Origin of the sequence: Pseudomonas sp. PS01298 (assembly GCF_029959745.1) — a bacterium.
GTDB lineage: Bacteria > Pseudomonadota > Gammaproteobacteria > Pseudomonadales > Pseudomonadaceae > Aquipseudomonas > Aquipseudomonas aylmerensis.
Genome location: NZ_JASCPP010000002.1, coordinates 43,735 through 70,029, shown reverse-complemented (window position 1 = coordinate 70,029; position 26,295 = coordinate 43,735). Strand labels below are relative to the sequence as shown.

At 62.7% G+C, this 26,295-nt stretch carries 24 protein-coding genes; 12 read left to right on the top strand and 12 right to left on the bottom strand.

Annotated elements, in window-relative coordinates:
• Positions 1-22: 22 nt before the first annotated feature.
• The 4 genes from QMX97_RS01500 (at position 23) to QMX97_RS01485 (ending at position 3,957) form a co-directional block, all read left to right on the top strand.
• Entirely contained in the window at positions 23-820 is a 798-nt protein-coding gene (locus QMX97_RS01500; RefSeq protein WP_083221424.1) for an SDR family oxidoreductase, read from the top strand.
• Positions 821-986: 166 nt separating this feature from the next.
• Positions 987-2,105, top strand: a complete 1,119-nt coding sequence (locus QMX97_RS01495; protein WP_065905601.1) for an LLM class flavin-dependent oxidoreductase — start codon at positions 987-989, stop codon at positions 2,103-2,105.
• Positions 2,098-2,973, top strand: a complete 876-nt coding sequence (locus QMX97_RS01490; protein WP_213552280.1) for a transketolase — start codon at positions 2,098-2,100, stop codon at positions 2,971-2,973. The genes QMX97_RS01495 and QMX97_RS01490 overlap by 8 nt, the downstream gene beginning before the upstream one ends.
• 3 nt (positions 2,974-2,976) lie before the next feature.
• Positions 2,977-3,957: a transketolase C-terminal domain-containing protein gene (locus QMX97_RS01485; protein ID WP_065905603.1), complete on the top strand. Its 981-nt coding sequence runs from the start codon at positions 2,977-2,979 to the stop codon at positions 3,955-3,957.
• A gap of 176 nt (positions 3,958-4,133) precedes the next feature.
• On the opposite strand, the gene QMX97_RS01480 is transcribed toward QMX97_RS01485, so the two are convergent.
• Positions 4,134-5,039, bottom strand: a complete 906-nt coding sequence (locus tag QMX97_RS01480) for an NAD-dependent epimerase/dehydratase family protein (RefSeq protein WP_282395712.1) — start codon at positions 5,037-5,039, stop codon at positions 4,134-4,136.
• A gap of 143 nt (positions 5,040-5,182) precedes the next feature.
• On the opposite strand from QMX97_RS01480, the gene QMX97_RS01475 reads away from it, so the two are divergent.
• Entirely contained in the window at positions 5,183-6,112 is a 930-nt protein-coding gene (locus tag QMX97_RS01475; RefSeq protein ID WP_065905605.1) for a LysR family transcriptional regulator, read from the top strand.
• Positions 6,113-6,217: 105 nt separating this feature from the next.
• Positions 6,218-7,000: an SDR family oxidoreductase gene (locus QMX97_RS01470; protein WP_282395711.1), complete on the top strand. Its 783-nt coding sequence runs from the start codon at positions 6,218-6,220 to the stop codon at positions 6,998-7,000.
• Positions 7,001-7,033: 33 nt separating this feature from the next.
• On the opposite strand, the gene QMX97_RS01465 is transcribed toward QMX97_RS01470, so the two are convergent.
• A complete protein-coding gene (locus QMX97_RS01465; protein WP_065905607.1) occupies positions 7,034-7,966 on the bottom strand; it encodes a TIGR03571 family LLM class oxidoreductase in 933 nt (310 codons plus the stop codon).
• A gap of 129 nt (positions 7,967-8,095) precedes the next feature.
• Entirely contained in the window at positions 8,096-8,944 is an 849-nt protein-coding gene (locus QMX97_RS01460; RefSeq protein ID WP_201143954.1) for a type 1 glutamine amidotransferase domain-containing protein, read from the bottom strand.
• 110 nt (positions 8,945-9,054) lie between these two features.
• Between QMX97_RS01460 and QMX97_RS01455 the strand changes: the two genes are divergently transcribed.
• Complete coding sequence (locus QMX97_RS01455) at positions 9,055-9,978, top strand: LysR family transcriptional regulator (protein WP_282395708.1); 924 nt, start codon at positions 9,055-9,057, stop codon at positions 9,976-9,978.
• 75 nt (positions 9,979-10,053) lie between these two features.
• Complete coding sequence (locus QMX97_RS01450; protein WP_201143956.1) at positions 10,054-10,956, top strand: LysR family transcriptional regulator; 903 nt, start codon at positions 10,054-10,056, stop codon at positions 10,954-10,956.
• Here the strand turns inward: QMX97_RS01450 and QMX97_RS01445 are convergent.
• The 3 genes from QMX97_RS01445 to QMX97_RS01435 are packed head-to-tail and all read right to left on the bottom strand — an operon-like array spanning position 10,953 to position 12,867.
• Entirely contained in the window at positions 10,953-11,372 is a 420-nt protein-coding gene (locus QMX97_RS01445; protein ID WP_213552285.1) for an SRPBCC family protein, read from the bottom strand. The two genes, QMX97_RS01450 and QMX97_RS01445, sit on opposite strands and share 4 nt — an antisense overlap.
• Positions 11,369-12,427 (bottom strand): L-dopachrome tautomerase-related protein, encoded by a 1,059-nt coding sequence (locus QMX97_RS01440; protein WP_120448127.1) that lies wholly within the window; start codon positions 12,425-12,427, stop codon positions 11,369-11,371. The genes QMX97_RS01445 and QMX97_RS01440 overlap by 4 nt, the downstream gene beginning before the upstream one ends.
• Positions 12,424-12,867 carry a cupin domain-containing protein gene (locus QMX97_RS01435; RefSeq protein WP_226940006.1) on the bottom strand — a complete coding sequence of 148 codons (444 nt, stop codon included), beginning with the start codon at positions 12,865-12,867 and terminating at the stop codon, positions 12,424-12,426. The genes QMX97_RS01440 and QMX97_RS01435 overlap by 4 nt, the downstream gene beginning before the upstream one ends.
• A gap of 247 nt (positions 12,868-13,114) precedes the next feature.
• Here QMX97_RS01435 and QMX97_RS01430 point away from each other — a divergent pair, with 247 nt between their 5' ends.
• The 4 genes from QMX97_RS01430 (at position 13,115) to QMX97_RS01415 (ending at position 20,168) form a co-directional block, all read left to right on the top strand.
• Positions 13,115-14,239 carry a zinc-dependent alcohol dehydrogenase family protein gene (locus tag QMX97_RS01430; RefSeq protein WP_065905613.1) on the top strand — a complete coding sequence of 375 codons (1,125 nt, stop codon included), beginning with the start codon at positions 13,115-13,117 and terminating at the stop codon, positions 14,237-14,239.
• Between the two features lie 256 nt (positions 14,240-14,495).
• Positions 14,496-15,641: an efflux RND transporter periplasmic adaptor subunit gene (locus QMX97_RS01425; protein ID WP_282395702.1), complete on the top strand. Its 1,146-nt coding sequence runs from the start codon at positions 14,496-14,498 to the stop codon at positions 15,639-15,641.
• Positions 15,638-18,793, top strand: coding sequence for a multidrug efflux RND transporter permease subunit (locus tag QMX97_RS01420; RefSeq protein WP_282395701.1), 3,156 nt, complete (start codon positions 15,638-15,640; stop codon positions 18,791-18,793). The genes QMX97_RS01425 and QMX97_RS01420 overlap by 4 nt, the downstream gene beginning before the upstream one ends.
• Positions 18,786-20,168 (top strand): efflux transporter outer membrane subunit, encoded by a 1,383-nt coding sequence (locus tag QMX97_RS01415; RefSeq protein ID WP_282395700.1) that lies wholly within the window; start codon positions 18,786-18,788, stop codon positions 20,166-20,168. Before QMX97_RS01420 ends, QMX97_RS01415 begins: the two co-directional genes overlap by 8 nt.
• Before the next feature lie 39 nt (positions 20,169-20,207).
• On the opposite strand, the gene QMX97_RS01410 is transcribed toward QMX97_RS01415, so the two are convergent.
• The 6 genes from QMX97_RS01410 to QMX97_RS01385 all read right to left on the bottom strand — a co-directional run bounded on the left by QMX97_RS01410 (position 20,208) and on the right by QMX97_RS01385 (position 26,291).
• Positions 20,208-21,515, bottom strand: coding sequence for an MFS transporter (locus QMX97_RS01410; protein ID WP_120448130.1), 1,308 nt, complete (start codon positions 21,513-21,515; stop codon positions 20,208-20,210).
• 62 nt (positions 21,516-21,577) lie between these two features.
• Entirely contained in the window at positions 21,578-22,558 is a 981-nt protein-coding gene (locus tag QMX97_RS01405; protein WP_065905618.1) for a transketolase C-terminal domain-containing protein, read from the bottom strand.
• Positions 22,559-22,560: 2 nt separating this feature from the next.
• Positions 22,561-23,448, bottom strand: a complete 888-nt coding sequence (locus tag QMX97_RS01400; RefSeq protein ID WP_201143961.1) for a transketolase — start codon at positions 23,446-23,448, stop codon at positions 22,561-22,563.
• Positions 23,449-23,545: 97 nt separating this feature from the next.
• Entirely contained in the window at positions 23,546-24,637 is a 1,092-nt protein-coding gene (locus tag QMX97_RS01395) for a glycerol dehydrogenase (protein WP_282395697.1), read from the bottom strand.
• A 130-nt stretch (positions 24,638-24,767) separates the two neighbouring features.
• Positions 24,768-25,460, bottom strand: a complete 693-nt coding sequence (locus tag QMX97_RS01390) for an SDR family oxidoreductase (RefSeq protein ID WP_282395696.1) — start codon at positions 25,458-25,460, stop codon at positions 24,768-24,770.
• A gap of 30 nt (positions 25,461-25,490) precedes the next feature.
• Positions 25,491-26,291 carry a shikimate dehydrogenase gene (locus tag QMX97_RS01385; RefSeq protein WP_120448132.1) on the bottom strand — a complete coding sequence of 267 codons (801 nt, stop codon included), beginning with the start codon at positions 26,289-26,291 and terminating at the stop codon, positions 25,491-25,493.
• Positions 26,292-26,295 lie beyond the last annotated feature (4 nt).

Sequence of the window (26,295 nt, the reverse complement as noted above, 5' to 3'; positions counted from 1 at the left end):
TAAACAAAGAGCAGGTGAGAACATGTCCGGACCCTATCAAGCCTTGCCTTACCAGCCCTTCGCCGGGCTGCTGGACCTGTCCGGGAAAACCGCGGTGGTGACGGGCGGCAGCAGTGGCATTGGCTTTGCCATCAGCCGGCGCCTGGCCGAAGCCGGGGCCAATGTGCTGATCGGCAGCCTGGCGCCGGAGCGCAGTGCTGAGTTGGTCGAGGCCGGTTTCAGCGTGGCGTTTCACTCGACCGATGTCAGTTGCCCGCAAGCGATCCGTCAACTGGCGGATGTCGCAGTCGAGCGTTTTGGCCGGCTGGATATCTGGATCAACAATGCCGGCGTCTACCCGCTGAAGGCGATTGATGCCATCGATGCAGGGTTCTGGGATGGGCTGCATGCAATCAATACGCGTGCGGTGTTCCTCGGTGCCCAGGCGGCGCAGCACTACATGCGCCGGCAGGGCGACGGCGGCGCGATCGTCAATCTGTCATCGGTGTGCGGCCACCGGCCAATGGCCAATCACTGCACCTATGACGCGTCCAAGGGCGCCGTGCTGGCCATGACGCGAAGCCTGGCCAAGGACTTGAGCGCGTTCAAGATCCGGGTCAACTCGATCTCGCCGGGGTTGACGGCGACGCCGGGCAACCTGGCACCACAGCTGCTTGAACAACACCGACAGAACAATGTGCTGGGCAACATCCCGTTGGGCCGCGCCGCCGAGCCCTGGGAAATCGCCGATGCCGCCCTGTTCCTGGTTTCGCCACTGTCGTCCTACGTGACCGGTATCGACCTGCTCGTGGACGGAGGCTGGCTCTTGCACGGAAGTTGAACGACTGGCGCGTCGAGCATCGCGCCGATTTGAACCCACGTTTGAACGTTGCCACTTGCAGCGCCGGCACTGGCACGCCTGCGAAACGAGTGCACGTTACGAAAACGGTGTGTTGCGTCCATGGTGTCTGCAGCACTCCGGCCACTGAAAACAGCAGGAGAACGTCATGAAACTCGCTATGTTTATGCAGCCACTTCATCACAAGGGCTGGGACTATCACGAGATGTACGACCAGGATATTGCCTGCGCCGTCCACGCCGATAGCGTCGGTTTCGATGAGCTTTGGGTCGGTGAGCACACGTCGCAGCGTACCGAGCCCATCACCAACGCGCTGCAATTTCTATCCACGCTGATCCCGCTGACCCAGCGCATGAAACTGTGCACCGGGGTGCTGAACCTGCCCCATCATTTCCCGGCGCGGATTGCCGCCGATGCCGCGATGTTCGATCACATGTCCAAGGGGCGGTTCATCATGGGGATCGGCCCGGGCGGGCTGGCTTCCGACTTCGAAGTGTATGGCAGCAACGGCAAGGATCGCGGGCAGATGATGGTCGACTGCTACGAGATGATCCGCGCGATCTGGGGCGCGGATGCCCCCTACGCGTTCACCTCCGAGCACTATCAGGTCATTCTCAAGGACGCGGTGCACCACGCGCTGGAAATCGGTTACATGCCCAAGCCGTTCCAGAAACCTTTCCCACGGGTGGCAACCACGGCGATGAGCCCGTTCTCCGGCACCGCAAAACTGGCGGGGGCCAAGGATTGGGACTTGATGTCCGCCAACTTCAACCCCACTGCCACCGTGGCATCGCATTGGCAGGCTTACTGCGAGGGGGCTAAAGGCGCTGGGATCAAGCCCGATGCCAACAACTGGCGCGTCGCCCGCTCGGTATTCGTGGCCGATTCCCAGGCCCAGGCCGAGGACTACCTGGCCCAGGAAACCTGCACTTTGCGACGCTACTTCGATTACATGATCGATAACCTCGCGACCAACCACTACACCAAGATCTTCAAGACGCGCCCGGACATGACCGACGAGGAAGTCACCGTCGATCATTGCATCAACGAGATGGTGATTTACGGTGATGTGAATTCGGTCACCGAGCAACTGGTGGCCTTCAGTGAGCAGACCGGCCCGTTCGGCACCCTGATGACCACCTTCCACGAGTGGGATGATGAAGCGCTGTGGCGCCGTTCGATGGCACTTACCGCGCAACAGGTGATGCCGCGCCTCAACGACTACATGACGCCACGTCTGAAGGCTCAGGAGCGCGCACATGACTGATTTGCACGCCACTGCCGGGCACGACTTCACGCCGACCGAACAGGAACTGGCGCGACTGCGCGAGAAGGCCCAGTTCATTCGCCTGGAAACCATTCGCCTGATCGAGATCGCCAAGGTCGGTCACTACACCTCGGTGTTCTCCGCCGCCGAGTTGTTCGCCGCGCTGTACTACGACGTGATGGACCTGCGGTTCGGCGAGCCGAAGTGGCCCGACCGTGACCGTTTCATGATGGGCAAGGGGCATGCAGCAGTCGGGCTGTTCCCGGTGTTGGTTGAATGGGGCTTTTTCGAAAAAGAGATCCTCGACAACTACACGCGCCTGGGCAACCCATTGGGGGACCACCCGGACATGCGCAAGGTGCCGGGAGTGGATTTTTCATCCGGCTCCATCGGCCATGCGTTGTCCGGCGGCTTGGGCATGGCCCTGGCCGGGCGGATGCTGGACCAGTCCTTCACCACCTACGTGATGCTCGGCGACGGCGAGATGCAGGAAGGGCAGGTGTGGGAAGCCGCGCTCGGTGCAGCTCACCACAAGGTCCACAACCTGGTGGCGATCATCGACCGCAATGGGTACCAGCTCGACGGCAATGTCGATGACGTCATCGGCATTGAGCCGCTGGCTGACAAATGGATTGCGTTCGGCTGGGAGACCCATGTGGTGGATGGCCATGACCTCGCGGCAGTCACCGGCTTGCTGCGTCGCCTGAAGGCCGACACTGCCCGCACACAACCGGTGTGCGTCATCGCCAATACCGTCAAGGGCAAAGGGGTTTCGTACATGGAAACCGAGCCAGGCTGGCACTTGGGGTATCTGGATCCTGAAGATGCGCAACGTGCTATCGACGAAATCAAAAGCAAGGTGATCTGAGCCATGAATTCCGCTCCGCTGTCGAACAACTCCTGGCAGTACCGGCAACTGAACCAGCAGACACCCAGTTTGAGTGCCCTGTCGGATGCCCTGATTGAACTGGTCGAGCGCGGTGAGCCGGTGGTTGCCGGCACCGCTGACCTGCAGTACTCCAACGGCTTGTCGAAATTTGCCGCGCTGCACCCCGAACGCTTTGTGCAGTTCGGCATTTCCGAACAGAACATGGTATCTGCCGCAGCCGGTATGGCGGCGGTGGGCATGAAGCCGTTCGTGGCGACCTTTGCGTCGTTCCTGCCGTTGCTGTGCTGCGAGCAGATCCGCATGGACGTGGCCTACTCGGCGCTGCCGGTGCGCCTCATCGGTCACCATGCGGGTATCTCACTGGGCTTCTATGGCACCTCTCACCATGCCACCGAGGACCTCGCGATCATGCGTTCGATCGCCGATATCACGGTCGTCGCACCGGCCGACGGCAACCAGCTGAAGGCGGCGATCCTGGCATCGGCCAACTACCCGCAGCCGATCTACTTCCGCATTCAGCGCGGGCGAGATCCGGTGGTATACGACACCGTACCGGACTTCGTTTTCGGCAAGGCCACCGTGCACCTGACCGGCGATGAGCTGACCATCATCGCTACCGGCTCGACCGTGCACCCGGCTATCGAGGCTGCACGGGCATTGAATGCCGCCGGGCGTTCGGTCGGTGTGATCGACATGACCACCATCAAGCCACTGGACCGTGAAGCGGTGTTGACGGCGGCGCGCAATAGCCGCGCGATCCTCACTGTCGAAGAGCACAACATCATCGGCGGGCTGGGCGGGGCGGTGTGCGAAGTCATTGCCGAGGAGGGGATCGGCGTCAAGGTGCGGCGCCATGGCCTGTACGATGAGTACAGCCTGATCGCACCGCCGACCCATTTGTATCGGCATTACCGCCTGGATGCCGCCGGTATCGAAAGCGTAGCCCTGGAAGTACTGGGCTAAGGCACACGGGCTGTGTTCTTTTCAGGCCCGGCTGGGCCTGGCGTGCGACAAGGCGCTTGAATCAAGCGTGCTGGTCGCACGCTTTTTTTTGCCTGGGATTTTTCTGCCGGGGTTTATACGCGCGTAAAAAAGCTCACCGAAGTGAGCTCTTGATCAACCGAATGAGCGTGCAGCTGTCACCACTGCACACCACTGTTTTCGATCCACTGCAGGATCGACTCGCGCTGAGGATTCCAGCCCAGCAGGACACGCGCGTTCACCGCGCGCAAGCGGCTGTTGGAACCGATCGCGAAGCGTGCCCAATCGCCCAGCTCGGCGATCGCTTCAGTGGCAGGCCAACTTTGAATATTGCCGTTGAAACCCAGGGCCTTGCTGATGGAGGTGGCAATTTCAAGGAATGAGGCTTCGCCGTTTTCGGCAAAAAACAGCGAGGCCGATGGCGCTTTCTCAATGGCCAGTCGATAGAGTTCTGCAAGGTCGTCGATGTGCACATTGGACCAGCGATGCACGCCGGCGCCCATGTACGCACCGGCGCCATATTTGCGTGACTGGGCGAACAGCTTGGGCAATTGATCGCTTTTCGACGCGACGCCCAGGGATTCGCCGTAGATCATCGTGGGGCAGAACACGATGCTGCGAATGCCCTGTTCGACGCCGGCGCGGCGCACGATTTGATTGATCTCGACCCGGTCCTTGCGAATGTCCATCGGGGTAAAGGGCGTCTCGTCGGTAAAAATATCCGCCCGTTCGTAAGCACCTCGTGCGTCGTCACCGACCACACTGGAGCCGGAGGTGTGCAGCAGCACTTTACCGCTGCCGCTCAACGCCTTGATGAAGGTTTCTACGGAGGCGAGGTGGTCGGAGTTTGCGGCGTTGACCACCACATCGGCCAGGCGTGCCTGTTCGCTGAGAATGCAGGCGTCATCCAGGGTCCCGAGCACCGGGGTGATACCCAGCGCCTGCAGGGCCTCGCGCTGCTGTGGATTGCGCAGCAGGCCACTGACCTCATGGCCTGCATCCACCAGGTATTTGGCGACGGAGCCGCCGATGTAGCCGGTCGCGCCGGTCACGAAAATCTTCACTGTCTTCTCCTCATTTCTTGTTTGATGACTGGCCTTCGCGGGCGCAAAGGACAGGCGCTCCAGATACTGGAACGCTTAACCATACGGTCGGTCTTGTATATGAGCTAGACTGCTTGAATGACAAATATCTGTGAATTCACTTCATGCTAAATATCAAAGACGTCAATCGTTCCGGCGAGATGGAAGTGTTCACACGGGTCGTGAATGCCGGGACGTTCTCTGAGGCAGCGCGGCAATTGGACATGTCGCCGTCGGCGGTGAGCAAATTGATCGCACGCCTGGAAACGCGGCTGGGGGCACGCCTGTTGCACCGCTCCACGCGGCGCCTGGAACTCACCGCCGAAGGTGAGCGATTCAACAGCGAGTGCCTGCGCATCCTGGAGCTGATCGACTCGGCGGAGCGCGACATCGCCAATGTCGCCAAACCCAGCGGGCTGATTCAGGTCAACGCCAACCTGCCGTTTGGGCAGCATTGCTTGTTGCCCTTGCTGCCCGGTTTTTTCGCCGCGTACCCGGACATCACCCTGAATATCGAACTCACCGACACCGTCGTCGACCTGCTGGAGCGGCGTGCCGACATTGCCATCCGTACCGGCCCGATGAAGGAGTCCAGCCTGGTGCAGCGGCGTCTTGGGGAGAGCCGCCTGCTCACCGTGGCGTCGCCTGAGTACATTGCGCGCTGCGGCCAGCCGGACAACCTGGACGAGCTGCAACGGCACAACCGGCTCAGCTTCGGCTTCCATCGGCACTCCCAGGCCTGGGTGTTCCGAGGCGCCGATGGCCAGCGCGTCGAGATCGAGCCCAAGGGCAACACGCTGGTCAGTGATGGCGAGAGCCTGCGTCGTTGTGCCCTGGCAGGGCTGGGGATCGCCCGGCTGGCAAGCTTTCATATCCAGGACGACCTGGATGCCGGGCGCCTGGTGCCGATTCTGCAGGCTTACGACAGCGGTGAAACCGAAGCGATTCATGCGGTGTTTATCGGTCCCGGCCAGCAACTGCCTCACCGCGTCCGCGTCTTTATCGACTTTCTGCTGGATAGGCTCGCGCCGCAGTTGTCGCCTCAACGGCGCTGATCGTTTTTTCAGTCTTTGCGGATTGAGTCTTCGCCAATGGTTGAAAATCCTCGCTCCTGGCTTGGGGCATGATGGTGCGCAAAACAACAAAAGAAGGCGGCACACATGGATTACCAACTGACCGGAAAAACCGCGCTGATCACCGGTGGCGCAACCGGCATTGGCCTGGCCATTGCTCAACGTTTCATCCTTGAAGGCGCCCGCGTGGTCGTCAGCGGCCTGCATCAGGAGGAGCTCGACTCAGCGCTCCAGGAGCTGGGTGAACACAGTCGGGGGATGGTCGCGGACCTGACGGCGCAAGGTGACCCGGAGCGCCTGGTCGCCCTGGCGCTTGACGCGGGGCCGATCGATTTTCTGATCAATAACGTGGGTATCTTCGAGGTCCGCGATTTTTTCGAAACCGACGATGCCCAGTGGCTTCATTACTTCAATGTGAATGTGATGAGCGGGGTGCGCATGACGCGCCTGGTGATGAAGGCCATGCTGGATCGCGGGCATGGCTCGATTGTGTTTATCAGCAGTGAGTCCGCGATCAAGCCACAACCGTGGATGGTGCACTACGGCGCGATGAAAACCTGTCTGCTGGGTATCTCCAGGGCGTTGGCCGAGTTGACCAAAGGCACCGCGGTGCGGGTCAACTCAATACTGCCGGGGCCGACCAGCACCGAGGCGGTCAAGTGTTATCACCGGGAAATCGCTGCGCAGAAGGGCATCACTGCCGAGCAGGTGGTGCAAGCCTACTTCGATGAAACCGAACCGACTTCATTGATCCGCCGCATGATCGAGCCGCAGGAAGTGGCCAGCAGCGTGCTGCACCTGGCGGCCTCACCGGCGCTCAACGGCATGGCAATGCGCGTGGAGGGCGGCACGATTCGCGCCATCGTGTGAAACAAGCCCCACGCCGTGGGGCTTGAGCGGCTGTCAGGCGGCGCCGTGGAACCGGGGCAACACATATTCGGCGAGCTCTTCCATGACCTCGACGATGGGCCTGGCACTGTGACGCAAGTGCAAGCCCACATGTTGCACGCCGGCTTCGCGCAGCGCCTGCAGCTCTTCGATCAATGCGTTTCGCCCGCCACGCCCGCCGAAGCGCAAGGTTTTCATCGGTGCATGCGGGTCGGCTTCAAGGTCCAGGTGCAGGAAGGTGATGTAGGGTTTGTCGCCCCCCACTTCGCGCCACAGGCGCACGCGGCGCCGGTGTTCCTGGGCGGTTCCGGGGTAGGCGAGCCAGCCCCCCATATGCTCGCCGATCCAGTTCGGCGATTGCTGGCCAAGCCCGGCCACCAGCAGCGGGAAAGCTTCCTTGCGTTGCGGCAGCAACTCGGCACCCTGGGGCAGGCGTCCGGCTCCTTGGGTCTGCAGCAGTTCGACGGCACTGCGAAAGAGCGCGCCGCGTTGCTCGTAGTCGACGCCGAACAAGGGGTATTCCATCGGTCGGTCACCACTGGCAACGCCGAGCAGCAGGCGTCCGTCACTCAACTCGTCGATGCTGTTGGCGGCCTTGAGGGTCAGCCACGGTTGACGCAAGGGCAACACCACTGCGGCGGTGCCCAACATGATGTTGTCGGTGATGCCGGCAAGGTAGCCCAGGTAAGAGAAGGTCTCGAACACCTGTGCGGCGTCGCCGAAGTGCGGGTCGTAGACCGGTACGTCGCGCACCCATAGCGCGCGAAAACCCACGGTGTCCGCGAGCTTCGCCAGTTGGGCATGCTGTTTGATGTCGGGCACGCCAAAGGGGCGTTGCTCGGTGACGCGCAGGCGCTGGCCAGCAGTGGACCAGTCATTGTCCAGTGGCAGTTCCAGGCCGATCGAGAATTGTGTCGGGCCGAGCAAACGTTGAAAGTGCGTGTTCATCCAGTCTCCTGCGCCCTGTGCAAGGCAGGGCATTACTACGGTTGATGCGCCGTAGTATCCCTGCCGCAGGTCGGGAGAAAAATGCGCTGGCGCGCACAATACTCTTGACTGCAATGCACAGCTGGGCAGTCAGGGCCTGGCCGGCAGACGCTTGAGGATCGCCTTGCCCACATCCAGTGCCGACGCCGGATTCTGCCCCGTCACCAGCTCACGGTCGATGACCACATGGCTGGTCCACGGCGAGGTGTTGCTGCTGTAGGTGCCACCGGCGTGTTGCAGTGCCGTCTGGGGATAGAACTTCATGGCGCCGCCGTTCAGCAGGCCTTTGGCGAGTTCTTCCTCCTGGTTGCTGATGACCGTGAATTGATAGCCGGCATAGGTCCAGCCGGTCGCGGTGGCGGGGTTGCCGTTTTCCAGCTGCTGGGTGAAGGACGTCGGGTCGGACAAGGTCGAGAGCAGGGCAATCGGACCATGGCAGACCAGCGCGGTGGTTTTCTGGTTGGCATGGAAGTGCTTCAGCAGTTTGCCCAGCTCGGCACTGTGCAGCAGGTCTTGCATCGGCGCATGGCCACCGGGCACGTACACGGCATCGAACTGCTCGTAGCCGATCTGTTCGACGCGCGACAGGCTGATCACCGGCGACTCACCCGGCGAGGTGATTTTCAGGCGTTCGAGCAGCACCTTGTGCACCTGCAGGGCCGCCGCATCGTTGTTGAAATAAGCCGCGTCGGTGGAGGATTTATCCAGCGTCGGAGCCTTGCCAGTGGGCGTGGCAAAGGTCACCGAGTGGCCGGCGTCGAGCAGCAATTTCACCGGCTGCATGAGTTCGTTCAAATAAAACCCGGTGGAGAAGACTTTGTTGTCCTTGAGGTCGAGGTGGTCGGCATCGGACAGCACCACCAGCACGTTGCTGGCCTGGGCGTGAAGTGCCGTGGTGAATACCGTCATTGCAAGGGCGATTCGGCTGAGTGTGCGCATGGGCGTTCCTGATTGAGAAGAGAGGGCCGGAAGGCTGGGCGCACTATATTCATGCCTGTGGTGGCGATAAACTCGCTGGCGAGAACAGCACCTGTTCGTTGGAGGCAAAAGTGAGCCGTCGATTCGATTATCTTGCGGATGTGGAAGTCTTCGTCACCGTGGTGGAAAAAGGCTCCCTGAGCGCGGGTGCAGTATGTTTGGCGACGACGCCGTCGGTGGTCAGCCGTGCGATTTCTCGCCTGGAGACGCGTCTGGGCGTGCAGCTGTTGCGGCGCACGACTCGACGCTTGAGCCTGACCCAGGCCGGTGTGCTCTACCTCGAGCAGTCCCGCGCGGCGTTCTCGTTGATCGACAATGCCGAACGCTCGATCCAGGGCCAGGAAGGCGCCTTGACCGGCCGCGTGCGCCTCAGCGTGCCGACCACTTACGGCCACTTCCGGCTGCCGCCCCTGCTGTGCCAATTCCACCGGCAGTACCCCCAGGTCAGCATCGAATTGAGCATCAGCAATCGCAATGTCGACCTCGTCGCCGAAGGCTATGACCTGGCCATCCGCCTCGGGGCCTTGCCCGACAGCGGCCTGATCGGGCGCAAGCTGGAAGATGCGTCGTTGTGCGTGGTCGCCGCGCCCGACTACCTGCGCCGCGTGGCCGCTCCATTGAGCGTGGATGACCTGTCTGCGCATGCCTGCCTGCCGTTCGTGATGCCCAGCAGCGGCCGCGTCGGCCCCTGGCTGTTTCGCGAACAGGGAGTTGACCGAGAGTGGCTGCCCCAGGCGACTGTGCTGGTAGCCGATGATGTCCTGGGCACGGTATCGCTGGCCGAGCACGGCATGGGGATCTGCCAGACCTACGAGTTTATTGTGCGCGAGCGCATCCGGAGCGGACGGCTGGTGCCCTTGCTAGAGCAGGCGGCAGGACGTTCGCGGCCGTTCTCGGTGATCTTCGCACCACATCGCCAACTGTCGGCGGCGGCGCGGGCATTGATCGATTTCCTGACTCGTGAGGTGAATCCGTTTCACAAGACAAGTGAATAAGGCAGCGGTTTATCGGCCTCTGCACCCCTGGCGTTTGTGATAATTTTTCACTAATCAGCCAGTGGAGCAACGAACGTGGATAACAGAGCGGGTGAAATGTCGGTGTTTGTGCGCGTGGTGGACGCTGGCAGTTTCTCCCAGGCCGCGCGCCAGATGCTGATGACGCCCTCGACCGTGAGCAAACTGATCGTTCGCCTTGAGCTGCGCCTCGGCGTGCGCCTGCTGGAGCGCTCCACTCGCAAGCTGTCGCTGACCGACGAAGGACGCATCTACTACGAGCGCAGCATTGCCTTGCTGGCTGACCTCGATGATGTGGAGCGGGTGTTGGCCCAGGGTGCGCAAAAAGCCCGTGGGACCGTGCGCATCAATGCCTCGGTGGCGTTCGGCACCTTGGCCATCGAGCCCAACCTGCCGGCGTTCTGGGACGCTCACCCGAATATCCAGATTAACCTGTCGCTGTGCGATGACATCGTCGATATGTACCTGGACCGCACGGACGTCGCCTTTCGGGTTGGCGTCTTGAGTGACTCGACCCTGCGTGCCAGGACCATCGGCGTGGCGCGGCGCAAGATCGTCGCTTCACCGCTGTACCTGGAAAAGCACGGCGTGCCTGAAACCCTCGAAGCCCTCAGCGAGCACAACTGCCTGAGCTTCAACTTTCGTCGTGCCACCCCGGTCTGGCCGATGAACCAGAGTGGCCGCATCGTCGATCGCATCGTGCAGGGCAACCTGCAAGCCAACAACGGCGAGACGGTCCGGCGCATGGCTATCGCCGGCGCGGGCATTGCGCGCCTGGCCGATTTTCATATCGACGAGGATATCGCCGCGGGCCGACTCGTCGAGCTGCTGGCGCACAACGGGCATGATTGCGAGGAAGTGCACGCGTTGTACCAGGGCGGCCAGCACGTGCCCCAGCGTATCCGCACCTTCCTCGACTTCATGGTGCCGCGTCTGCAGGCGTTTATGACGCGTGGTTAAGCCTGGGCTTCGACCACGCGCTTGAGGCCTTGCAGCCCGGCGGCATACAGCGCCTCGAAATGCGCGACAACCTCAGCCTCTTCCGCGCCCTGGACGATAAAGGTGCTGGACCAGCTCGCCAGTGTGCCGCCTTGGCCATCGTCCTTGGCCGCCATCGTGCCGACATAATCGATTACCGGCGACGGGCCTTCGAGCAAGGCGTAGCTGTACTGCCGGGCGTCTTCGTCAAACGTCAGCAAGCGCTCGACAATCAGTGCGCCGTCGGCGGTTTTCAGTTGGCGCAGACGCCCACCGTCACTCAGGTTGCTGCTGGCAATGACGTCCAGCCAGCGCGGCAGCCAATTGTAGCCGCCGAGCACCGACCAGACTTCGTCGACCGGGCGTGCAATGGCAATCGAGACACGTACTTCACTCATGGTTTTACCTCTGGGTTCATGGGCGCGTCCACTCGCAGACGCAATACATGGAAGGGGGGCCGACTGTCGTCCTCGCCCGCATTGAGCAAGGGGTGACGGTGCAGTTGATTGGCGGTGATGTAGAGCCAGCGGCCCTGGGCATCCAGTTCGACGCCATCCGGCCAGCCGAGCAACCGGTCGTCCTGGGCGAGGATGCGATAGCCCGCGGGGGAGGCCAGGCCGATGGCGTTGTTGGCGATGTCGGTCACGTAGACGTTGCCTTCGGCATCCACGTCAAAGCCGTCGCAACAGGGTTTTTCGCACCAGTACTCCACGGCGGCGTCCAGTCGTGCAGCATCCGCCGGTTGCGCGAGTACTGTTGCGGCGATCCGGTAGACCTGGCGCGCCGACATCGAGCCGACGTACACCCAGCGGCCCAGTGGGTCGATGGCGATGGGGTTCAGGCCGTAGCGGTAAGGGATCACTTCGCCTTCCGGGGTACGCAGGGCCAGGGTTTTTCCCGCGATTTGCAGCGGTTCATCGCCCGGCATCAAGGCTGGATGGCACTCCAGCGCACGCCATGACAACCCGGTTTGCAGGTCGACGACGATAATCGCCGGGTAGTCGCTGGTGCCCGCCGGGTTCAGCGTCATGTCGGCGATGTAGATGCGTTGCTGGCGCCAGTCGATCACGAAATCCTGGGTGAAGGAGCTGGGGCGCAGCACATTCTGCGGTAACACGATCAGGCGTTGCAGGCGGTTTTCCTGGTCGTTCCAGGCAATCAGGCGTGGCTGTTGCTGCGGGCCGCCCATGTCCAGAATCCACACGATACCCTGTGGGTCGGTGCGGATGCCGATCACCGCCGACATACCGTGGCCCTGCGCGTCGGGCTTGCCCGCCCAGCGCGCATTCGGGTAAGGCGGGTGCTCGCCGTCGGCGGTCACGGCACGCACCGAGAACGGCGGCGCGATGATCGCCGAGACGGACACCAGCACGCGCCCATCCGGCATGACGGTAGGGTTGCCCGGCCGCTCGACCGGGAACGTCGCCACGATCTCCAGGGCCTGGGTGCTCATGTCAATGCCTGCACGAAGGAGGCGGCGGTGCCGGCGGCCGGGTCGACGAAGATGATATCGCTGGGGTCGCGTCGCGGCGTGTCGACCGAGACCATGAACAGAGGATGCTCGAGGATTTCCGGCATGCCGTGGATGGTGAACTTCTTGAAGAACAGCATCTCGCCCGGACCCACTTCGAACGGCTCGCGGTCACCCATGAAAAAGCGCGCGCGGCCGGACAGGATGATCAGGTACTCGTCACAGGTGGCGTGATAGTGCGCCGGCGTCGGGTGATACACCCGGAACACACGGCCACTGGCTTCATCTTCGTCGGTCAGGCGGGTGTCCACCAACAGGGTGTCGGCGTTCTCGGGGAAGGTCTTGACGATTGCATTCAGGTCGAACGAGGCATGGGGTGCGGCCTCGACCAGTTTTTTGCGGGGGATTGCTGCGGACATCATGAAACCCTCATGTCAGGCGCACTGTGTTCAGTGCTGTCATCGTGTGGGGTCAGCATAAGCAGTGAGCCGTGGCCGGAGAACGCTGCGCGCGGGCACAAGATTTGAGAACTCAACGCACAGCTGGCGTCCCTGGCGCGTTGCGAATTCAATTCCAAACTGCTGCGCCCGGCGATGCATTTTTGCCAGGGATCGCATGGGGCATAGTGGGGTCCATTGATTATCGATCCCGCTGCGTTGGAGACACCCTATGCAAGTCAGAACTGCTGTCCTCAGACACATGAAGGTTGCCCCGCCCTACGCCCAGAGCAAGCCGATCAGCATCGAGACCATCGAGCTGGCACCGCCGGGGCCGGGTGAGGTGCTGGTGCGCATCCGGGCTGCCGGCCTGTGCCATTCCGACCTGTCGGTGATCAATGGCGATCGCCCGCGACCGATGCCCATGGCGCTCGGCCATGAGGCGGCCGGGGTGGTTGAAGCCTTGGGCGACGGGGTCAGCGACCTCGAGCCGGGTGATCATGTGGTCATGGTCTTCATGCCCAGTTGCGGCCACTGCCTGCCCTGCGCCGAAGGCCGCCCAGCGCTGTGCGAGCCAGGCGCCAAGGCGAATGCGGCAGGCACCTTGATCAATGGCGCGGTGCGCCTGAGCAGTGCGGCCGGGCAGGTGCATCATCACCTGGGGGTGTCGGCGTTTGCCGAATACGCGGTGGTGTCACGCAACTCGGTGGTCAAGATCGACCGCGACTTGCCTTTCGTCGAGGCCGCGCTGTTCGGCTGTGCGGTGCTGACGGGTGTCGGCGCGGTGGTGAATACCGCGCAGCTGCGCGTGGGCGCCACGGCCGTGGTGATCGGCCTGGGCGGGGTGGGCCTGGCGGCGGTGCTGGGGGCGCGAGCGGCGGGGGCGAGCCAGATCATTGCGGTCGACCTGTCGCCGGCAAAACTCGCGCTGGCCAGGGACGTCGGTGCGACCGCCGTGGTCAATGGCGGCGATGCGGATGCCGTCGAGCAAGTCCGCCAGCTGACCGCCGGCGGGGCCGACTATGTGTTTGAAATGGCTGGCTCCATCCGTGCGCTGGACAATGCCATGCAAATGACTCGGCGCGGCGGCATGACCGTGACCGCCGGCCTGCCGCCACCGGGCTCGGCGCTGCCGGTCAACGTGGTGCAGTTGGTGGGTGAGGAACGCACGCTCAAGGGCAGCTATATCGGCACCTGCGTACCGCTGCGTGATATTCCACGCTTCATTGCGCTGTACCGCGATGGTCGGCTACCGGTGGATCGGCTGCTAAGTGGGCGGCTGAAACTGGACGATATCAATGAAGGTTTCGACCGTTTGCACGACGGCAGTGCGGTACGCCAGGTGATTGAGTTTTGACGCGCGGGCTTTAACCCCGGTTATTTAAAAAGGTGGCTGAGAGGCCATCTTTTTTTACCTCGGTTATTTGCCTGGGGGTCAATATTGTTTTCGTTTTAACGTGGTTTATCTAAGTCCTTGAGTCACGGAAAATTCCTTTCTATTCAAATAAATGAAAGTGGGTCACGGGTTAACTTGTTGTTCTTGATCCTCTCTTAAAACATTCCATTACGGAGCAACTGACGTGCATTCTTCTAGACAGGGGAAGGGGAGCTGTTTGTCCCTGAAAAAGCCCAACTGGGTTAAAAGTGCGGCACTTTCAGGCATCAGCCTGGCCGTGTTCGCGACGTTGAGCGGCTGTGGCGCAGACCACGCGAAACCGGCATCGGTGGCCCCCACGGTAACGGTGAGCAAACCGGTGAAATCGGTGATCACCGACTGGGACAGTTTCACCGGGCGCTTCGAAGCCACCGACTCGGTGGACGTGCGCTCGCGGGTCAGTGGCTATCTGGAAAAGGTCGCGTTCCAGGACGGTGCCATCGTCAAGAAAGGTGATCTGCTGTTCGTGATCGACTCCCGTTCGTTCCAGGCGGCGGTGGTCCAGGCCCAGGGCAAGTTGGCACAGGTGCGTTCGCAACTGGCCTTGGCCGAGCAGGAGTTTGCCCGCGCCAAGGTGCTGATCGAGTCCAGGACGATCGCGCGCAGCCTGTACGACCAGCGCTTGCAGGCGCGTCAGGCGGCGCAGGCCGAAGTGTTGAGTGCCGAGGGGGCGTTGAGCAATGCCAGGCTGGACCTGGAGTTCACCCGCATTACTGCGCCCATGAGTGGGCGCATCAGCCGCAAGCTGATCAGCGAGGGCAACCTGGTCAACGGCGGCAACAGCAGCGCGACGTTGTTGACCACCATCGTGTCGATTGACCCGATCGATATCTACTTCGATATCGATGAGCAGAGCTACCTCAAGTACCGGCGCCAGGCGCATACCGGCGGCAACCAGAGCCAGGTGCGGATCGCCTTGCCCGGCGAAAGCGAGCCGAGCATGAGCGGGCGCATGGACTTTATCGATAACCGGCTCGACCCCTCCACCGGCACCCTGCGCCAGCGTGCTCGCGTGAGCAACAAGGACCTGCAGCTGAGCCCGGGGCAATTTGGCCGGGTGCAATTCTCCAGCCAGGCGGCCTACCCGGCGTTGCTGCTGCCGGACACTGCGATCAGTGTCGATGCGACGCGCAAAGTGGTGTACGTGCTCAACCCGCAGGACAAGGTCGAGATTCGTCCGGTGACCCTGGGCAAATTGCATGACGGCCTGCGCGAAATCGCCGCCGGCCTGCAGGAACAGGACCGCGTGATTGTCGACGGCCTGCAGCGCGTGCGCGCCGGTGATACCGCAACCGCCAGCGAGCCGCTGGAGGCACAGCGATGAACCTGGGACGTACCTCTATCGAACAGCCGGTACTGGCCATTGTGCTGTCGATTGTTTTGCTGATTGTCGGCGGCCTGGCCTACCTGGTGTTGCCGACCTCCGAATACCCGGACATCGCCCCGCCTACAGTAGTGGTCACCGCGACCTACCCCGGGGCGTCGGCGCAGACCGTGGCCGAAACCCTGGCAATCCCCATCGAGCAGGAGGTCAACGGCGTTGAAGACATGCTCTACATGTACAGCCAGGCGATGTCCGACGGCAGCCTGAACCTGACCATCACGTTCAAGGGCGGCACCGACGTGGACAAGGCCCAGGTGCTGGTGCAGAACCGTGTGGCGCTGGCCACCCCGCGCTTGCCGGAGCCGGTGCAGCGCAGCGGGGTGACGGTGCGCAAGTCGTCGCCGACGCAACTGTCGACGATTTTCATCTCGTCGCCCAAGGGCACCTACGACCAGTTGTATGTCTCGAACTTCGCGATCCGCAATGTCGCCGACGTGCTCAAGCGCATCGATGGCGTGGGTGACATCAACCCGTTGGGGGCACGCGAATATTCGATGCGCATCTGGCTCGACCCGGAGCGTGTGGCGGCGTTCAACCTGACCCCGGCCGACATCATCGCCGCAGTGCGTGCGCAGAACACCCAGGTGGCCGGCGGCGTGATCGCCCAGCCGCCGGTGGCCTCCCAGGCGTTCCAGCCGAACCTGATCTTCGAAGGGCGCCTGAAGGAGCCAGCCGACTTCGACAACATCGTGCTCAAGTCGGGGGCCAGCGGGCGCCTGGTGCGGCTCAAGGACGTGGCGCGCACGGAGATCGCCGGGCTGGCCTACGTCAACAACACCTACTACCTGCGCAATCCGGCGATTGGTCTGCAAGTACTGCAGCGTCCCGGGGCGAATGCCCTGGCGACGATGAAAGTGGTCGAGGAGACCATGCAGAAGATCGGCAAGGACTTTCCCGAGGGCATCGAATACAGCATCGGCTACAACCCCACCGCCTTCATCGCCGACAGTATCGGCGAGCTGGGCAAGACCATCTACGAAGCCGTGATTCTGGTGGTGCTGGTGATCATGGTGTTTCTGCAGGGCTGGCGGCCGTCGATCATTCCGATCCTGGCGATTCCAGTGTCGCTGGTCGGCACTTTCGCCGTGATGGCGATGCTCGGTTATTCGATCAACAACCTGACCCTGTTCGGCCTGGTGCTGGCGGTCGGCATCGTGGTGGATAACGCGATCGTGGTGGTGGAGAACGTCGAGCGGCACCTCGCCGATGGCAAGAGCCCGCTGGACGCCACGCTGGTGACCATGCAGGAAATCGGTGGCGCACTGATCGCCATCACGCTGGTGCTGTGTGCGGTGTTTATTCCGACGGCGTTCATTCCCGGCATCTCCGGTGAGTTCTTCCGCCAGTTCGGTATCACCATTGCCGTGGCCACCGCGATCTCGCTGTTCAATTCGGTGACCTTGTCGCCGGCGTTGGCGGCGATGATTCTGCGCCGGCATGCACCTGAAGCAGAGCAGGCAAACATCGGCCTGCTCAAGCGTGCGGCGAATGGGTTCAACCGTGGCTTCCTGAAACTCTCGGCGAGCTATGCCGGCAGCGTGCGCGGGCTGGTGGGGCGGACGCCATTGATGCTGGCGATCTATGCGGTGCTGATCGCCGCCACCGCGTACTTGCTGGTGTCGACGCCCAAAGGGTTCATCCCGATTCAGGATCGCGGTTACCTGGTGGTGATCGTGCAATTGCCTGACGGCGCGTCGCTGGAACGTACCAACGCGATATCCCAGCAGATCGAAGCCATTGCGCTGCAGGTGCCTGGGGTGGATCGAGTGCCGACGTTCTCCGGGTTCTCGATGGTGACCGGCACCAGTTCATCCAACTCCGCCGGCCTGGCCCCGGTGTTCCAGCCCTGGTCCGAGCGCAAGAAGCACGGGCTGACCTCAGACAAGATCGCCGCAGACCTGCGTGAGCGCCTCAAAGTTGTCAGCGGCGCCACGGTGATTGTCGCCACGCCTCCGCCGGTACAGGGGTTGGGCAGTACCGGTGGTTTCTCGATGCGCTTGCAGGACACTGCTGGGCTTGGCACCGAAGCCTTGGCCAAGGCCACCGATGCACTGATCGCGGCTGCCAACGCTACCCAGGGCATGACCGGCGTGTATTCACCGTTCTCCGCCCGCACCCCGCAGGTGTTCGTCGAACTGGACCGTGAACGCGCGGAAATGCTCGGCGTACCGAGCAGCCAGATCAACCAGGCAATCGAGACCTACTTTGGTTCGTCCTACATCAACGACTTCAACCTGGTAGGCCGTACCTATCGCGTTACGGCGCAGGCTGACTTGCCGTACCGCGTCACGCCCGAAGACCTGGCGCGCGTCAAGGTGCGCAACGACGCCGGCCAGATGGTGCCGATTGCCAGCGTGACCCGCCTGCATGAGGCTCTCGGGGTGGAGCGCTTCCCGCGCTACAACCTGTTCCCGACCGCAGAAATCAACGGCGATACGTTGCCGGGGCTGGGTTCTGAATTTGGTATCAAGACCATGGAGCGCCTGGCCCGGGAAACGCTGCCGGCCGGCATCAGCTACCAGTGGACTGACCTGAGCTACCAGCAGACCACTGCCGGCAACATGGGGCTGCTGGTGTTCCCGCTGTGCGTGATCTTCGTGTACCTGGTGCTCGCCGCGCAGTACGGCAGCTGGAGCCTGCCGCTGGCGATCCTGTTGATTGTGCCGATGTGCCTGCTGGCCGCGGCCGGGGGTGTGCGCCTGATGGGCCTGGATATCAATATCCTCACCCAGATCGGTTTTATCGTGCTGGTCGGGCTGGCGGCGAAGAACGCGATCCTGATCGTCGAAGTGGCGCGGCAACAAGAGAAGGAAGGGCAGGGCATCGTCGACGCCGTGGTCGAAGCGTGTCGGCTGCGTTTGCGGCCGATCCTGATGACGTCGCTGGCGTTCGTCCTCGGTGTGCTGCCGTTGGTGATGTCCGAGGGCGCAGGTTCGGAAATGCGCCAGGCCGTAGGCGCGGCGGTGTTCTTTGGCATGATCGGCGTGACGTTGTTCGGGCTGCTGTTCACGCCGGTGTTTTATGTCTTGATCCGCCGCCTGGCCGGTGGCGAACGCTCGATCCAACTTCAACAGGGGCTGTCCCATGAATGACCTTCTACGTACGCCGGCCTTGCTGCTCGGCGCCGCACTGCTGAGCGCCTGCGCCTCACCGGTGCAGCCTCCCAGCATTGAGGCGCCGGTCGCGCAATTCGTCAACGCGCAAACCCCGCAGCCACTGGGTGTGCCGGCACAATGGTGGACGCTGTATCAGGACCCCTTGCTCAACCGCCTGGTGGCGCGTGCCCTGGCCGAAAACCTTGACCTGCAGATGGCCCTGGCCCGCATCGATGCCGGGCGCGCCCTGCGCAACATCGCTGACGCATCCGGCAGCCCACAGGTGGACCTGGACGCCAGCGCCGCGCGCCAGCGGATCTCGGCCGACCAGGCGGGGTTCAGCGACCCGCTGATCACCGAGCCAAGATCGGTTGGCCTGGGCGCAGCCTGGGAGATCGACCTGTTTGGCCGTATTCGTGAAGGGGTGAGGGCGGCAGACGCCGATTTCCACGCCACCGAGGAGCAGGCCCAAGGGGTGCGCATTGCACTGATCACCGACGTGGTGCAGGCCTACGCCGAGGCGCGTGGCCTGGAGGAACGGCTGGCTATCGTCAAGCAAAGTGCGGAGAGCCAGGCCGAGACGCTGCAACTGACCGAGCAGTTGTACGCCGCCGGGGGCAGCCCGGAAGCCGACTTGCTGCGCGCCCGTTCGCAGTCTGGTTCCACCGCCGCGCAAGTGCCGGCGCTGCAACTCAGTTGGCAGCGTTCGCTGCATCGGCTGTCGGTGTTGCTCGCCGAGCCTGCCGAGACGCTGTACCAGCAGTTCACGGCGACCCCGGCAACGGTGGCCACGGTCTCGTTGCTTGATGCGGGCACACCGGCCGACGTGTTGCGTCGTCGCCCGGATGTACGTGCCGCTGAAGCGCGCCTGATTGGCGCTTATGCGCGCGTCGGCGTGGCCAAGGCGGACCTGATGCCGCGCCTGAGCCTGTCGGCGGCACTTGGCTCGTTGATCGACGGCGTGAGTGCGGCGAGCCTGGCCAACTCGACATTCTGGCTGGCCGGGGTGAATGCCAGCGTGCCGGTACTCGACGGCGGACGGCGACGCAACGTCGTCGACTTGCGCGATGCCGAGGCGCGGCAGGCGTTGCTGGCGTACCGGCGTACGGTGCTCACGGCGGTGTCGGAGGTGGAGTCGGCCCTGGCGGCGGCGCAGCGCAATGCTGAGCGCCAACAGTTCCTGGCCAGTGCGGCGAGTCAGGCCAGTTCGGCGGCCGAGCAGATTCAGCGCGCCTGGCAGGCCGGGGAAACGCCGTTTCTGGATGTGCTGCAGGCGCAGCGGGTGCAGTTGGCGGCGCAGAACGCGCTGGCCCAGGTCAAGACCGCGCAATGGCAGAACCAGGCTGCGCTGGTCAGCGCACTGGGCGGCTGACGGCAGCGGGGGAGCAGGGCTTGCCTGCTCCCGACGCCTTCAGATTTTGTCGATCGGCACGCCGTGGTTGTTCTTCCACATCAACACCACGGCGCTGGCGATGACCGCGACCACGATCAAATAGATATTGAACATCCAGCCGATATTCTCCGAGTACAGCCAGGTGGTCAGGTACGACGCCGTGCCGCCGAACACCGCCACGCCCAGGGAGATGCATACCCCGAACATGCGTGTGCGATAACGGGTGGGAATCTGTTCTGAAATCGATGCCGGCTTGCAGCCGGTGATAAACCCGACCAACAACAGGCCGGCGGTTTGCGCCACCATCAAGGTCCACGGCTCGCTGGAGATCAAGCCCCACAGCGGGAATAGCGTGGCGGCAATCCCCAGCAGCGAAATCAACGCGGAAATCTTGCGGCCCCACTGGTCCGACAGCCACCCGGAAATGGGCAGGAACACCAGGTAGATCACCTGTGCAATGCAGCTCATGGTGAAGGCGCTGCGCGGGTCCATGCCCTTGACGCTGATGGCGTAGATCGACGCCGAGGTGACCCAGGTGTAGTAGGTCAATGTCGCGCCGGCTTCATACAGAAACAGGCGCACACCGTGCTGGAGGATCTTGCCACGGCTCCACGCCGCTGCCGACGACTCGGCACCGACGCTTGGCGAGTGCTCGCTTTCCATCATGTTGCGCCGCAACCACAAGGCAAACACCGCCAGCAGGCCACCGGTGGCGAAGGGCAGGCGCCAGCCCCATTCCTGCATTTCGCTGGTGGACAGCAAACCGGTGAGCAGTGCCATGTAGAACGTCGCGAGCAACGAGCCGGACCCTACGGCGAGAAACACCGTGCTGGACCACAGCCCACGCCGTTTCGGCGGGGCGATTTCGGCGATATAGGCATACGACGTGGTGGTCTCGCCGCCGTGGGCGAAGCCCTGGATCAAGCGGGCCAGCAACAGCAGTCCGGAGGCCCAGCTGCCAATTGACTCATAGGAGGGAATAAACGCGATCAAGAGGCTGGCGCCGGCCATCAGCAGCATCGTGCTGAGCAGCACCACGCGTCGGCCCAACCGGTCGGCGAGGATGCCGAAGAAGATCCCGCCAATCGGGCGCAGTACAAAACCTGCGGCGAACACCGCCAGGGTACTGAGCAGGGCGGAAGTGGGATTGCTTTTGTCGAAGAGGGCGGCGGCGATATACACCGAGGCCACGGTATAGATGGTCCAGTCGAACCACTCCAGCAAGTTGCCAACGCCAGTGGCGACCAATGATTTTTTGCGCAGGGACGTGCGTGTCTTGCCGTGCCCGATCGCGTGATCGGACAGGGTCTCGGTGATGTTATTCATTATTGGCTCCGAGAAATGGGGTACCGCGTGGGAGCGAGCGCGCTCGCTCCCGTGGGCAGGCGTCAGGCGTCGAGGTGGGCCAGGGCGACTTCCTCGATTCCGGCGGCATCGAGTTTGTAGTGCTGGTACAGGTGCGTCGGCGGGGCGATCAGGCTGTATTCGTCGTAGATACCGTGGCGCTTGAGCTTCACGCCGACACCTTCGTCGGCAAGCACTTCCGCCACGGCGGCGCCCAGGCCACCGAGCACGTTGTGTTCCTCGACGGTCATCATGCGTTTGCTGCGAGCGGCGGCGCGCAGGATCGCGTCACGGTCGATCGGCTTGATCGAGGCCATGTCGATCACACCCACCGAACGACCTTCGGCATTCATCTTGCGGGCTGCTTCGAGGGCGGCGTGCACAGTGATGCCGCAGGCGATGATTGTGAGTTCTTCGCCTTCGATGTGCTCATGGGCCTTGCCGAACTCGAAGACCACATCGGCGTCGTAGACCACCGGATCGCGACCTCGGCCGATACGGAAATACACCGGCTTGTCATAGGTGGCAGACGCCTTGATCGCCGCCGCCAGTTGCGCACCATCGGCCGGCGAGACCACCGCGAGGTCGGCAATCGAGCGCATGGTGGCGATGTCTTCGGTGGCATGGTGCGAGGTGCCGTAGAAGCCCAGGGAAATCCCGGTGTGGTGGCCGATCAGGCGCACCGGCTGTGCCGAGTAGGCCACGTCCATGCGGATTTGCTCGCAGCACAGCAGGCCGAGGAACGAGGCGAAGGTTGCCACGAACGGCATGACTCCGCAGGTGGCCAGGCCGGCGGCGGCGGTGACCATGTTCTGTTCGGAAATACCGAACTGGATGTAGCGCTCGGGGTACTCGCTGGCGAACTTGTTGAGCCCGTTGGAGTACTGCAGGTCAGCGGAACCAGCCATCACCGGGTAGCCTTCGCGGGCCAGGTCGATCAGCGCGTCGGACAGGAACGACAGGCCCGGGTTCATCGCGTTGAGGCCACGGTACTGCCAGGAATTGGGGGAAAGAGGGGCGTTCATGTTCAGATCTCCATGGCTTCAATTTCAGCGATAGCGCGTTTGGCGTCTTCCGGGTCGAGGTAACCGAGGTGCCAGCCGGGCTCGGTCTCCATGTAGGAGACGCCTTTGCCCTTGACGGTCTTGGCGATGATGCAGACGGGTTTGTCGCGGCTCTCATCGGCTTTTACGCGGCGCAGGGTCTCGGTGACTTCGGCGATGTTGTGCCCGTCGATCACGTGCACTTCCCAGCCGAACGCGCGCCATTTCTCATCCAGCGGTTCGACGCCGATGACGTCGTCGACCGAACCGTCGAGCTGGAAGCCGTTGCGGTCGACAATCGCGATCAGGTGCTTCGCCTTGTGATGGGCGGCGCCCATGGCGGCTTCCCAGACCTGGCCTTCCTGCATTTCGCCGTCGCCGAGCATGACGAACACGTCATAGGTTTCGCCGGTGAAACGTTGGGCCAGGCACATGCCCAGGCCGCCGGAAAGGGCGTGGCCGATGGAGCCGGAAGAGAAGTCGATACCGGGTACTTTGCGCATGTCAGGGTGATCGCCCAGAGGGCTGCCCAGGCGGGTATATTCATCGAGCCACTCCTTGGGGAATACGCCCAGGTCCGCCAGGATCGGGAACTGGCCCACGGCAGCGTGGCCCTTGCCCATCAGGAAGCGGTCGCGGCCCGGCCACTTCGGTTCTTCGGGGCGAATCGTCATCACGTCGTAGTACAGCGCGGCAAACAACTCGGCGGCGGAGAACACCGAGGTGTAGTGGCCGGTCTTGGCGATTTCGATCAGGCGGATGGTTTCCAGGCGAACGAATTTCGCCCGGTCCTTGAGCCGTGCAACGGTCACGGCATCGGGCACAAAATCGCTGGCGCGCCACTGTTCGAGCGTTTTTCGGGGTGCAGACATCTCTACCTCCAATCACAGGCATGAATGTGTTGAAGTCGACTTTCAGGCGCGGGGCTTGAACTTCAACGGGTGGGGTGTGGGTTCAATTGTGGATGGCTCAGTGGGTCAATCCTTCGAGCGCGAGCATGGCCGCGATCAGGTCTTCACACGTCACCGGGTTGCCCGAGGCCGTGGCAAAGTTGCGGGCGTGAGGCGCTTTCAAGGTGGGCTCGGCGACCTGTATCAGCACCGCGCGGTCGATAACAGGCACGCCCAGTTCGGACAAGTTGCGGGGCAGGCCGATGCGTTGATAGAAGCCCAGCATGTCGCCCAGCAGTTCAGCGTCACGGTCTTCGAGTATCAGCTGGACCAGCAAGCCATACGCGACTTGCCAGCCGTGTACCTGTTGTTGTGCGCCAGGGATTTTCGACAGGCCGCGCGTCATCGCATGGGCGATGGACAGGCCGCCGCTCTCAAAGCCCAGGCCGCTCATGAGCAGCACGGCCTCGATCAGATGATCGAAGGCCACCGTCACTTCACCGCTGCCAGCCTGGGCCAGCGCCGGTTCGGCGTATTGACGGATAACGCGGTAGCACTCCTGCGCCAGTACCAACCCGGACAGCGCCGGGCGTGCACCGAACATGTTGACGCCGCCAGCGTTGAAGCACTGCTCGGCTTCGAATTTCTTGGTCAGCGCATCGGCGATCCCCGCCAGCAGGAATGCGCGCGGTGCCTGGGCGATCAGCCCGGTGTCCACCAGCACGTAGCGCGGGCTGACTAACAGATGGCCGACTTCGCTGAGTTGATGATGGGCGTCATAGACCACATAGTTTTTCGACGTGGGCGCATCGTTGGAGGCCACGGTGGGCATGGTCACCAGTGCACAGCCCGAGCTATGGGCGAGGGCCTTGCCGGCGTCGATGCACTTGCCGCCGCCGACCGCCAGGATCAGGTCAAACGCAATGCCTGCAGCGGCAGCGCGCAAACCGGCGATCCCGTCGGCGGTGATTTCGCCGTCGAAGGTGAGGTAGTGCAATGCCACGTCGGCTTCAGCGCAAGTGGCATCGAGCCGCTCGCGAATCAGGCCCAGCACGTAGCTGTCGATGACCACCACGGCAGTGCGCCCGCAGTGCGCCAGGTAGGTACCCGCCTGGGCAAGTACTTCAGTGCCCTGGACGTACCGTCCGGGCGAGCCGAAAACCAGATTCATTCAGCACCTCTCACTGTATTGCTCGTTGTTATTTGAGTCTCGACGGCCAGTCGCCGCAGTCTCGATCTTATAGTGATGCATGATATATCATGTTTTTAGACGGTCAAGCACTCAAATAGCCAGCGTCTACTCAGGCGACGGAATACCCGCCATCGACCGGCAGCGTAGTCCCGGTGACGTAGCGCGCGTTGTCGGAGACCAGGAACGCAATCACATTCGCCACGTCCTCAGGTGCCCCCCAGCTTTTCATCGGGATGCGGGCCATGATTCCGGCCGAACGGGCCGGGTCTTCGAACGCTCGTCGTGACAGATTGGTAAGGATCCAGCCGGGCGCCACCGCATTCGCGCGCACGCCGTCAGTCGCCCAGGCCACCGCCATGCAGCGGGTCAGCTCGGAGATCGCGGCTTTGCTCGAGGCGTAGGCGGGGGTTTTCGCCGAACCAAAAATCCCCCACATCGAGGCGAAATTCACCACCGCACCGCGTGCGGCTTTCAAACCGGGCAGGGCGGCATTGGTGATGCGCAGGACGGCGTTGAGGTTGACGTCCATGACCCGACCGAAGCCTTCCAGCTCCCACTCGCGGTTGTGGTCGATGATCCCGGCGGCATTGACGATGGCATCCACGCGTTCGAACGGGGCGAAGAAGCGGTTCACCGCGTCGTCGTCGGTCACGTCCAGTTCCCGGTAGTGGATGCCGGGAATGTGTTGCTCGGGTTCGCCCAGCCCGACGGTGAACACTTCATAGCCATCCGCGTGCAGGCGTTGCGCGGTAGCCAGGCCGATACCCGAACCACCGCCGGTGACGATTGCTGTCTTTTTCATGGTCTTTCCTTGGGGAGTAAAAACGGGCGCTCAAACGCCCGCTTGGGAAAACAGAAACTCGGCGAGCAGGTCCACCTGGCCGGTGATCATGTGCGCGCCTTTATGGATGATGCAGCCACGCTCGGCCGCTGCGCTGAGCAGGGGCGTGATGTCTGGGTTCATCACCACCTCACCGACAATCGTGCCGGCGGCGAGGGTCTCGACGGGCAGCGGCAGCGGATCTCGAGCATTGAGGCCCAAGGCGGTGCCATTGATCACCACGTCAAAGCCGCTGGCATCCGCAGGGCCGGCGTTGACCCTTTTGCCGGGGAACATCAGGCGCAATTCCAGTGCCAGCGCCTCGGCTTTGGCCGGTGTGCGATTGCTGATCACCAGTTCCTGGATATCTTCGGCCAGCAACGCGTGGGCGATGCCGGTGGCCGCGCCGCCGGCGCCCAACAGCAGCACGCGTTTGCGGCCCAGGTCATGGCCCTGTTTTTTCAGGCCGGCGACAAAGCCGTCGCCATCGAACATACGTCCGGTGAAGCGTCCGTCCGCCAGGCGCTTGGCGACGTTGCACACTTTCAGCAGCAGGGCAGTGCCTTTGAGTTCATCGCACAAGGTTGCCACCTCCAGCTTGTGCGGCACGGTGACGATCACCCCCGCGAGGTTTTCAATGCCGCGCAAACCTTGCCAGGCCGTGGCCAGGTTCGCCGGCGAGACTTCCCATGGCACCAGTACGCCGTCGTAGCCAAGGCGTTCCAGCAACGGGTTGAAGAATTCGGGTGTCCGCAGGTGTTTGGCGGGGTAGGTCAAGTGCACGACGACGCGCGTTTTACCGCTGATAGGCATGGCT